Annotated in this window: 7 protein-coding genes; 1 reads left to right on the top strand and 6 read right to left on the bottom strand. The window is 72.0% G+C overall.

From position 1 onward, the window contains the following. Positions 1-118: 118 nt before the first annotated feature. Positions 119-1831, top strand: a complete 1713-nt coding sequence (locus tag AB0F72_RS41890; protein WP_360444820.1) for a GH25 family lysozyme — start codon at positions 119-121, stop codon at positions 1829-1831. An 11-nt stretch (positions 1832-1842) separates the two neighbouring features. On the opposite strand, the gene AB0F72_RS41885 is transcribed toward AB0F72_RS41890, so the two are convergent. The 6 genes from AB0F72_RS41885 to AB0F72_RS41860 form a co-directional block, all read right to left on the bottom strand. Then, entirely contained in the window at positions 1843-2238 is a 396-nt protein-coding gene (locus tag AB0F72_RS41885) for a hypothetical protein (protein ID WP_360444823.1), read from the bottom strand. 107 nt (positions 2239-2345) lie between these two features. Further along, positions 2346-3167 carry an alpha/beta hydrolase gene (locus AB0F72_RS41880; RefSeq protein ID WP_360444817.1) on the bottom strand — a complete coding sequence of 274 codons (822 nt, stop codon included), beginning with the start codon at positions 3165-3167 and terminating at the stop codon, positions 2346-2348. 102 nt (positions 3168-3269) lie between these two features. Continuing rightward, entirely contained in the window at positions 3270-4565 is a 1296-nt protein-coding gene (locus AB0F72_RS41875; RefSeq protein ID WP_360444814.1) for a helix-turn-helix domain-containing protein, read from the bottom strand. 44 nt (positions 4566-4609) lie between these two features. Next, positions 4610-7288 carry an AAA family ATPase gene (locus tag AB0F72_RS41870; protein WP_360444811.1) on the bottom strand — a complete coding sequence of 893 codons (2679 nt, stop codon included), beginning with the start codon at positions 7286-7288 and terminating at the stop codon, positions 4610-4612. Positions 7289-7377: 89 nt separating this feature from the next. Next, a complete protein-coding gene (locus tag AB0F72_RS41865) occupies positions 7378-8283 on the bottom strand; it encodes a DMT family transporter (protein ID WP_360444808.1) in 906 nt (301 codons plus the stop codon). A gap of 43 nt (positions 8284-8326) precedes the next feature. Next, the gene (locus AB0F72_RS41860; RefSeq protein WP_360444805.1) at positions 8327-8713 is read right to left on the bottom strand and encodes an HPF/RaiA family ribosome-associated protein; all 387 of its coding nucleotides are present in this window, start codon (positions 8711-8713) and stop codon (positions 8327-8329) included. Positions 8714-9557 lie beyond the last annotated feature (844 nt).

Raw genomic sequence — 9557 nt, 5'->3', positions numbered from 1 at the left:
TTCTCCACTCTTCCCCCCCCCCGCCTCTTCCTTCCCCCCCGTGTGGGGCCCCCCCGCCCCGGCGCGCCCGCCCCCCCCCCCCGGCGCGCGGCCGCCACTTTCCTCCCTGGAGACAGTCATGCGACCCCTCGTCATCTCGTCCGCCCTCGCTCTCGCCCTCCTCGCCGGCTCGGCCACCCCGGCGGCGGCCGCCGCCGACACCCCCGGCGACGGTCAGGCCCACGCCGGTTACGGCGTGCCCTACGACCAGGCCGTCACCGCGAAAGCCGTGACCGCTGCCGCCGCGCCGGGCGACTACAGCGTCCGCGGCATCGACATCTCGCACCACCAGGGCACCATCGCCTGGTCCTCGGTCGGCGCGTCCGGCGAGAAGTTCTCCTACGCCAAGGCCACCGAGGGCACCCACTTCGTCGACTCCTCGTTCGCCGCCAACAACGCCGGCGCCAAGGGCGCGGGCCTGTACGCCGGCGCGTACCACTTCGCCCGCCCGGACCGGAACTCCGGCGTAGCCGAGGCGAACTTCTTCATCGACAACGCGAAGTTCGCCAAGGACGGCCGCACGCTGCCGCCGATGCTGGACATCGAGTGGCCGTGGGAGGGCTCCGGCAGCCCGTCGCCCTGCTACGGGCTGAGCACCACCGAGATGGTGAACTGGATCCGCGCGTTCGTGAACCAGGTGAAGGCGCGGACCGGCGTCAACCCGGTGATCTACACGAACCCGAACTGGTGGAACCCGTGCACCGGCAGCACCACCGCGTTCGGGTCGCTGCCGCTGTTCCACGCCACCTACGCCGACGCGCCCGGCGCGCTGCCGTCCGGCTGGAGCCGGTGGACGTTCTGGCAGTACACCAGCAAGGGCTCGGTCCCGGGCGTGAGCGGCAACGTGGACCGCGACGTGTTCAACGGCTCGGTCAGCGGGCTGGCCGCCCTGGCCGGCCAGGCCGAGCAGCGGGAGGCCACGAAGGGCGACTTCAACGGCGACGGCAAGGCGGACCTCGCGCTCTACCGGACGGCGAACGGCTGGTGGAACGTGAAGAGCCTGGCGAACGGTCAGCAGATTCTCGCGAGCCACCCGTACGGCGGTGACCCGAGTGACGTGCCGGTCTCGGCGGATCTGAACGGTGACGGGGTTGCCGAGGTCGGTGTCTATCGCAAGGCGAACGGCCAGTGGCACGTCTATGACGTCAAGAACGACAAGCAGTTGCTGGCGCAGCATTCGTACGGTGGTGGCCCGAGTGACGTTCCGGTGACTGGTGACTTCGACGGTGACGGGTACGACGACTTCGGTGTCTATCGCAAGGACAACGGTCAGTGGCACATCAAGAGCTACGCCAAGGGGACGCAGATCCTGGCGAGCCACGAGTACGGCGGGGACCCGAGTGACGAGCCGGTGGTGACCGATCTCAACGGTGACGGTTTCGACGAGATCGGTGTCTATCGCAAGGCGAACGGCCAGTGGCACGTCAAGAGCCTGCGCAACGGTCAGCAGTTGCTGGCGCAGCACTCGTACGGCGGTGACCCGAGCGACATCCCGGTGACCGGTGACTTCGACGGTGATGGCTACGGCGACTTCGGTGTCTACCGGCACGGCAACGGCGACTGGCACGTCAAGAGCTACGCCAAGGGCACCCAGATCCTGGCGAGCCACTCGTACGGCGGCAACGCCACGGACATTCCGGCGGTCGCCGACTACGACGGTGACGGCGCGACCGACATCGCGGTCTTCCGTAAGAACGTCGGCCAGTGGCACGTGAAGAGCGTCAAGACCGGCAACCAGATCACCGGCGGCCACCAGTACGGCGGCGGGGACGACGTGCCCGTCCTGCGCTGACCGAGCGGCGGTCAGTTCGGGGTGAACAGCCCCTGCAGGCCGACCAGGACGGCGATCACGCCGAAGATGGCGAGCACCAGAGCCCGGCCGGACAGCACCGCTGGTCCGGCCGGGTTCTCGCCGCCCGCGGTCAGCGCCCGGCGGCCGGTGAGGCGGTCCCAGAGCAGGATCACGCCGACCGCGATGCCGACCACCTCGAAGTGGAACAGCTGCGGGCCGGAGACCAGGTGGACGATCAGGTAGTACCCGCCGGTGACCAGCGCCAGGACGCCGACCAGCCAGGCCCAGGGCGCGATCTTGTCAGTGAACCGGCCCAGCGGGTCGCCGACCTTCGGCAGGCCGCGGACCAGCGGCACGGCCAGGAGCAGGCCACCCAGGATGTTCGCGATGTCGAGCAGGAGAGCCATCACGGTTTGGGAGCGTACCCATGGCGCTCTTCGGAAAAACGATCAGTGCCGCTGCGCCCAGCTGAGCGCGTGGTCGGCGACCGCTTGCCAGGCCGGTTCGGCGCAGCTCATCGGGTGGTCCCCCGGGCTGCCTTCCGGATCAGGTCGGCGGTGACCCGGGGCTGGGAGATCATCGCGACGTGCGAGGCCCGCACCTCGACGGTGTGCGCGCCGGCCCGCTGGGCCATGAACCGCTGCACGGCCGACGGGATCAGGTTGTCCTCGCGGGCGACCAGGTAGAACGACGGGATCGTCTTCCAGGCCGGCTCGCCGGACGCGGTCTGCAGGGTGGAGGAGTGACCGGGTCGCTGGGTCGCCCACATGACATCCGTGGTGGAACGCGGCAGGTCACCGGCGAAGATCGTCCGGAAGACGTCCTTCTTGACGTATCCGTCGGCGCCACCGTCCGCCGGCCGGAAGTCGATGGCGGTCGCCGGGTCGAGCAGGCTGCCGGGGAACCGCGCGGTCAGGTGAGCCACGTCGTCGCCGGCGTCCGGCGCGAACGCGGCGACGTAGACGAGAGCCTTCACGTTCGGGTTGCCGAGCGCCGCGTTGGTGATCACGAAGCCGCCGTAGGAGTGCCCGACCAGCACGATCGGCCCGCTGATGGTGGACAGGAAGCTCGCCAGGTATGCGGCGTCGCCGGTGACGCTGCGCAGCGGGTTGGCCGGGGCGAGGACGGTGTATCCGTCCGCGGTCAGCCGCTTGATCACATCGGACCAGCCGGTGGCGTCCGCGAACGCGCCGTGCACCAGCACGACCGTGGGCTTCGGCCGGTGGCCGGAGCCGGTTGCGGGCGAGCCGGCCGCCGGTGATCCGGTCGCGGCCACGACGGCCGCCGCGGCCGCCGTCCCGGCGAGCACCGTGCGGCGGGAAACGGGAGAAGACATCAAGATCAAAGGCCTTTCCGTGGTACGGCCCGAATGGCCGCACTGGAAATGCAATCAACGCCGGCCGCCCGGGGCCATGCGAGACGACCTGCAGAATTTCGGTCAGCTCGCCTCGAGCCAGCGGAGCATCCGTTCCCGGGTGGCGGCCCGGGTCCCGGCCGGCTCCTCGACCCCGAGCCGTTCCCGGGCGAACAATCGGATCAGGTCGTGGAAGCGGTACCGGTCGGCGCCCTCATGCTGCAGCAGTCCCAGCTCGACCAGCTCGTCGAGCCGGTCCGACGCGTCGTCCGGGTGGTAGCCGGCCAGCACACCCGCCAGGGGCGCCGTGAAGCCGGCCTCCGGGACGTGCGCGAGCCGCCGGAACAGCGCCCGGCCCGCCCCGGAGAGCTGAGCGTGCGACAGCGCGAAGGCAGCCGCCACCCCGGTGTCGCCGGTGTGCAGGTTCGCGAGCCGCCGGTCCGCGTCGGCGAGCCGCGCCACCAGGGTGCCGACGGTCCAGGCCGGCCGGTTCGCCAGCCGGGTGCCGGCGATCCGCAGGGCCAGGGGGAGGTGGCCGCAGAGCCGGGCGAGCGCCGCCACGTCATCGGCCGCGGCCGGGTCGGCGGCCTGCCCGGCGATGGCCCGCAGCAGCGCGGCGGACTCGGCGGGCGCGAAGGGCGCGAGCGCGATCCGCAGCACGCCTTCCAGGCCGCCCAGCATCCGGCGGCTGGTCACCAGGACCAGCCCGGGCCCGGCGCCCGGCAGCAGCGGGCGCAGCTGCGCCTCGTCCGCGACGTTGTCGAGCACCAGCAGGCAGCGCCGGTCCCGCAAGATCGCACGCAGCTGGCTGCACCGCTCGCCGATGCCGGCACCGATCCGGCGCGGACTCACGGCCAGGGCTCTCAGCAGCAGGCCGGCCACCTCACCGGCGTCCGCCGGTTCCGGGTCGACGCCGCGCAGGTCCAGGTGGAGACAGCCGTCCGGGAAACCGTCCCGCAGCAGCGCGGCGCCGCGGACCGCCAGCGCCGTCTTGCCGATGCCGGGCTGTCCGTGCACGAGCACTATCGGCACCGGCCCGCCGCCCTTCGCACCGGCCGCGGCGACCTGCCGGAGCAGGTCGAGTTCCGCGGCGCGGCCGACGAAATCGGTCACCGCCCGCGGTGGCTCGCACAGGCGCGGCCGAGCGCCGGCGGTGTGCATCCGCAGCGCGCGAGCATCGTCCGCGAGCCGCTGGTGCTCGGCCGTGGTCATGCCGAGAGCGGCCGACAGCGCGGTGAGCGTCCGCGGTTGCGGCGCCCGGATGTGTCCCCGCTCCAGGTCGCTGATCGCCCGGACGCTCACACCGGACGACTCCGACAGCTGTTCCATGGTCAGTCCCGCCGATCGCCGAGCCTGACGGAGCCGTTTTCCCAAAGGCATACCTGAAATCTAGGAAAACTGGTACGCCGCTCGCGTACGTAGAACTATGTATTCGGCAGTGCCCGGACCAGTTCGGTGCGCGAGCGGATGCCCAGTTTCGGGTAGATCCTGGAGAGATGCGTGCTCACCGTGCGCGGCGACAGGAACAGCCGCTCGCCGATCTCCTGGTTGCTCAGCCCCTCGGCGGCCAGCCGAGCGATCTGCGTCTCCTGCGGGGTCAGACCGGCGGTGGCGTCGGACGGCTTGCGCAACGACTCACCGGAGGCACGCAGTTCGGCCCGGGAACGATCGGCCCACGCCGTGGCGCCCAGCGCGTCGAACGTGGCGGCGGCCGCGCGCAGCAGCGGGCGGGACTCGGCGGGACGGCGGTGGCGGCGCAGCCACGACCCGTACGCGTGCTGCCGCCGGGCCCGCTCGAACGGCCAGCCGGTCAGATCCTCGCCGACCGCCTTCTCCCACGCCTCCGCGCTGTCCTCGAGGACGGCCCGCGCGTAGCCGAGGCCGGCCAGCAGCGCCGGAGCGCGACCCTGTTCGGCGGCCGGGGTGAGCACCTCGACCAGCGGTCGCAGCGCAGCCGTCGCGCCGCAGCCGGCCGCCGCTTCGGCCAGGTGCGCCACCAGGAAGAACCCGGTGTAGAGGTGATAGGAGTTGTCGGCCGGGTCGAAGATCCGGGCCAGTTCGCGGAACGCCTCCCCGGGCCGGCCCGCAGCGATCGCCGCGATGCCCCGCACCTGGTGCACGCCGGCGAGGAGCGGATTACGCCCGTACGGCAGCAGCACGGACTCGGCGGCCGCCGCCCGCTCCTCGGCGGCCGCCAGGTTCCCACGCAGGGCCTCCGCGGTCCCGGCCGCGATCCAGGCCGTCGGCAGCCAGTTCGGCTCGCCGACCTCCCGGGCGAGCGCCTCGCCCTCCGGCACGAGTGACATCGCCGTCCGCGCGTCGCCGAGGTGGCCCGCGTTCATCGCGTGGGTGATCAGGGCTTGGCACAGGATGCCGAGCCGGCCCTGATCCCGCAGGCCGGTCGCGGCCACGGCCAGCAACTCGCAAGCCATCGCGTTGTCGCCGGCCGCGGCGGCGCCGAGGGCGAGCATCGACATGGTGTAGGCATCGATGCCGCCCGCCACCAGCAGCTCCCGGATCCGGCGCCGGGCCGGCGCGCCGCGAGCGATCGGGGCGATCAGCGCGACGTAGGCCTGGAGGCGAGGATCGTCCGACCCGGCCGCCACCTGGTCGATCGCCGCCACGACGCGTTCGACGGCGGCCGGGTCCGCGTCGGAGTAGTGGGTGCGCAACGCGATGTTGTCGAGCAACCGGACCGCCCGGACGGTCTCGCCGGCGGCGGCGAGGGCTTCGAGCGCGTCCGCGACCCGGCCCAGCCACTCGCTGCCGGACCATCGCGTGCCGAGATGGGTCTCCTGCCGCAGGTCGTAGACGGCCCGGTCACTCGGGTCGAGTTCGTGGGGCCGGATCTCCGCCAGCAGGCGGTTGACGGCGGCGTTGTCGCCCTGCTCGGTGGCCATCTCGGTGGCCGCTATCAGGCGGCGGCCGCGGGCAGCCGGATCCTCGCTGAGCCGGGCCGCTCTCTCGAACGCGGTCATGGCGATGCCGGCGGCCTGCCGGTACTGCGCCCGCGTCGCGGTCTCGGTCAGCTGCCGGGCGAGTTCCTCGTCGGGGCCGGCGGCGGCCGCCGCCTGATGCCAGACGCTGCGCTCCGGATCGCCGGTCAGCGCCTCGGCCAGCGCCGCGTGCGCCCGCCGCCGCTGCGCCGCCGTCGCCGACTGGTAGAGCGCGGACCGCAGCAGCGGATGCCGGAAACGGACCCGGGTCCCCTCGTCGACGTGCACGAGCCGGGTCGCCACGGCGGGGTCGATGTCCTCGGGCCGGACCGTGCGCGGCTCGACCAGCCGGCACGCGCGCACGATCTCGGCCAGGTCGTCGCCGTCGTCCAGCGCGGCGACGAGCAGCAGTGAGCGGGTCACCGGCGGCAGCTCGGCGACGAGCCCGGAGAACGTGCGCTCCAGCCGCTCGCTCAGCGGCAGCCGATTCGGCAGGACCGCGGTGCTGCCGTAACGGGCTGCCGCGTCGCCCAGCTCCACCAGCCCGAGCGGATTGCCCTGCGCGGTGATCAGGACCTGCGAGGCCAGCGTCGGGGCGAGGCCCGGCGCCACCGATGCCAGCAGCTCGGCCGACTCGTCCCGGCTCAGCGGCTCGAGGCGTACCTCCGGCAGGCCCGCACCGGAGAGCCGGTGGTTGACGTCCCGGCCGTCGCGTGCGGTCAGCAGCATCGCCGCGCGACCGGCGCCCAGACGCCGGGCGACGAACGCGAGCGCTTCCCAGCTCGCCTCGTCCAGCCACTGCAGGTCCTCGACCGCGATCAGGACCGGGGTGTCGTGCGCGTCCACGACGTCGAGCAGGGCCGCCGCCGCGCGGAACGGCAGCGTGTCCGGCGAGCCGAGGATCGCCACGGCCGTGCCGGCCAGGTCCGGCACGGCGCGGAGAAGGCGGTGCAGCCCCGCATACGGGATGTGCACCTCTGCCTGCACCCCGGCCGTCCCGAGCACTCGCAGGCCGAGGCCGCCGGCGAGATCGGCGGCATGGTCCAGCAGCGTCGACTTGCCGATCCCGGCCTCGCCGCGCAGCACCAGCGCGCCGCCGGCGCCGGCCACCGCGCCGCCGAGCAGATCCACCAGCGTCCTGATCTCCGATCGGCGGCCAAGAATCACTCGGCCATCCTAGAGAGGTCAGGCTCGTCGCCCGAGTCTCAGCGTCGCCCGAGTCTCAGCGTGGCCCGAGTCTCAGCGTCGTCCGAGTCTCAGCGTCGCCCGAGTCTCAGCGTCGTGCCACGGGACACCGCGACGCCGGCCAGGCAGAGGACGCCACCGGCCAGGGTGAGCCAGCCCGGCACCTCGCCGAGCAGCAGCCAGGACAGCACGACCACGACGGCCGGCACCGCGTACGTGGTCGAGCCCATCTTGCCGGCGGTCGTGCGGGCCAGCGCGTACGCCCACGTGGTGAACGCGACAGCGGTCGGGAACACACCGAGGTAGACCACGTTGAGCGTGGCGCTCAGCGGCGCCGTGCGCACGTCCGAGACGAGCTGACCGGCGAACGGCAGGCACGTGAGCGCACCGATCAGACAGCCGAACGTGGTGGCCTGCAGCGCGGACGCGTGCCGCAGCGCCGGTTTCTGGGCGACCACACCGGCCGCGTACGTGATCGCGGCGACCAGGCAGAGCAGCACACCGAGTACGGGGGAGTGCCCGCCGCCCGACATCGACAGTCCGACGACGACCGTGCCGGCGAACGAGACCGCGATGCCGGCGAGCAGCCGCCGCGGGAAGCCCTCGCCGAGGAACACGCCCGCGAGCAGCGCCATGACGGCCGGGCCGACGTTGACGACGAGAGCCGCGGTGCCCGCGTCGACGAGCTCCTCACCCCAGTTCAGCGCGACCATGTAGCAGCCGAACCAGAGCACACCGGAGATCGCGATGCCCGGCCAGGCCGCGCGGGGTGGCAGGCCCTGCCGCCGCAGCGTGAGGAAGACCAGCAGGACGATCGCGCCGGTCAGCAAGCGGCCGAGCGCGAGCGAGCCCGGTGCGAAGTGCGGGGCGGCGGCCCGGATGCCGACGAAGGCGGACGCCCAGAGGACGACCGTGACGCTCGCGGCGGCGACCGCACTGCTCGGGACGCGAACGGACCGCTCGGACAGCAAACTCATGCCGGAAGCAAACACTGTCCGGCGGCCCGTCGGCTAGCGGAATTCAGACCTCGAGTTCGCCGTCCGTCACCGGCTGCGGGACGTCGCGCAGGTGCCGGTTGTGCCGCGGCTCCTGCTTGCTCTTCGAGTCGTTGAGGCGCCGGCGCAGATCGTCGCGGGCGTCCATGACAGCCGCGTGCAGATCCTCCTCGGAGGACGTCGTGACGATCTCCTCCCGCCCGGCGATCCGGCAGATCAGCGAGACGTGTTGCCCGCGTCCACCGCGTTCCTTCACCGAAAGCTCCAGGTCCGTGGCGTCCGCGTGGAAGCTGGCGAGCCGCGCGTCCAGCGTGCTGAACAGCTCGGCGATCCAGTTCCGGTCACCCTGCGAGAACCCGGCACCCAGGCGCAGGCATTCCTCGACGGTGGCCGGGTTGGCGACGGCAGTCATCTGAGCTCCTCGATCTGGCGAAACGGGACGTACTTCACGTACCCCGGAGATCGGGTTCCAATCCGCGCGTCTCGTCACATCGGCGGGTTTACGCTGGCCAGGACTCCCGTATCGCAAAACGTGCCACGTTCGCGGGAAGGGTCACCAGACCACGAAACCGTCAAAATCGGTGGCGTGGCGTGGCGTGGCGTGGCGTGGCGTGGCGTGGCGTGGCGTGGCGTGGCAGCGTGCGGCGCGGCAGCACGGCGTGGCGCGACGGGCGGCGGGTGCCAGCGCCAGTGGACCTCACCCGGCGTGCCGGCGTCAGCGGTGACGACGGCGCTATGCGGAAAGCAGCGGACGCTCCAGGCCCCACGGAATGACGCAAAGCCGCAGCGCTCCGCCATTGCCGGTGACCCACCGTGACGCCGTGGGCCCGCCAGAGTCGCAGGCGCGGGTGCGGCAATTCATGAACCGAGCCGACACGCGCCGATAGCAACCGATGATCAACTTGAGTTGGTCGGCCGGCCGCCGTGCCAGCCGTAGCCGAACACGGCTATCCACGCTTGATCACATGCCTGAGCTACGGCTCGGTGCCGCGAGCCGTAGGTGAGCGCGGTTATCCACGCTTGATCCCATGTCTGAGCTACGGCTGGGTGCCGCGAGCCGTAGGTGAGCGCGGTTATCCAGGCTTGATCCCATGTCTGAGCTACGGCTGGGCCTCGCGAGCCGTAGCTGAGGGTGGCTATCCGCGCTTGATCACGTGCGAGCGGAACCTGTCAAGTCAACTGAGACAGTTTGTTGATTTTGTTTAGCTTTCTGCTGCTGGCTGCATGGTCACCGGCGGGTCGGTGGACTGGTCCGC

This window comes from Actinoplanes sp. NPDC023936, from assembly GCF_040639325.1.
GTDB lineage: Bacteria > Actinomycetota > Actinomycetes > Mycobacteriales > Micromonosporaceae > Actinoplanes.
The sequence above is the reverse complement of the archived record's forward strand: the minus strand, read 5'-3'. Positions and strand labels throughout refer to the sequence as shown.

Bases quoted from the DNA above. Each gene is read 5' to 3' on its own strand.
- AB0F72_RS41890 (WP_360444820.1), top strand. From the start codon at position 119: ATGCGACCCCTCGTCATCTCGTCCGCCCTCGCTCTCGCCCTCCTCGCC.
- AB0F72_RS41880 (WP_360444817.1), bottom strand. From the start codon at position 3,167: ATGTCTTCTCCCGTTTCCCGCCGCACGGTGCTCGCCGGGACGGCGGCC.
- AB0F72_RS41865 (WP_360444808.1), bottom strand. From the start codon at position 8,283: ATGAGTTTGCTGTCCGAGCGGTCCGTTCGCGTCCCGAGCAGTGCGGTC.
- AB0F72_RS41875 (WP_360444814.1), bottom strand. From the start codon at position 4,565: ATGCCTTTGGGAAAACGGCTCCGTCAGGCTCGGCGATCGGCGGGACTG.
- AB0F72_RS41885 (WP_360444823.1), bottom strand. From the start codon at position 2,238: ATGGCTCTCCTGCTCGACATCGCGAACATCCTGGGTGGCCTGCTCCTG.
- AB0F72_RS41860 (WP_360444805.1), bottom strand. From the start codon at position 8,713: ATGACTGCCGTCGCCAACCCGGCCACCGTCGAGGAATGCCTGCGCCTG.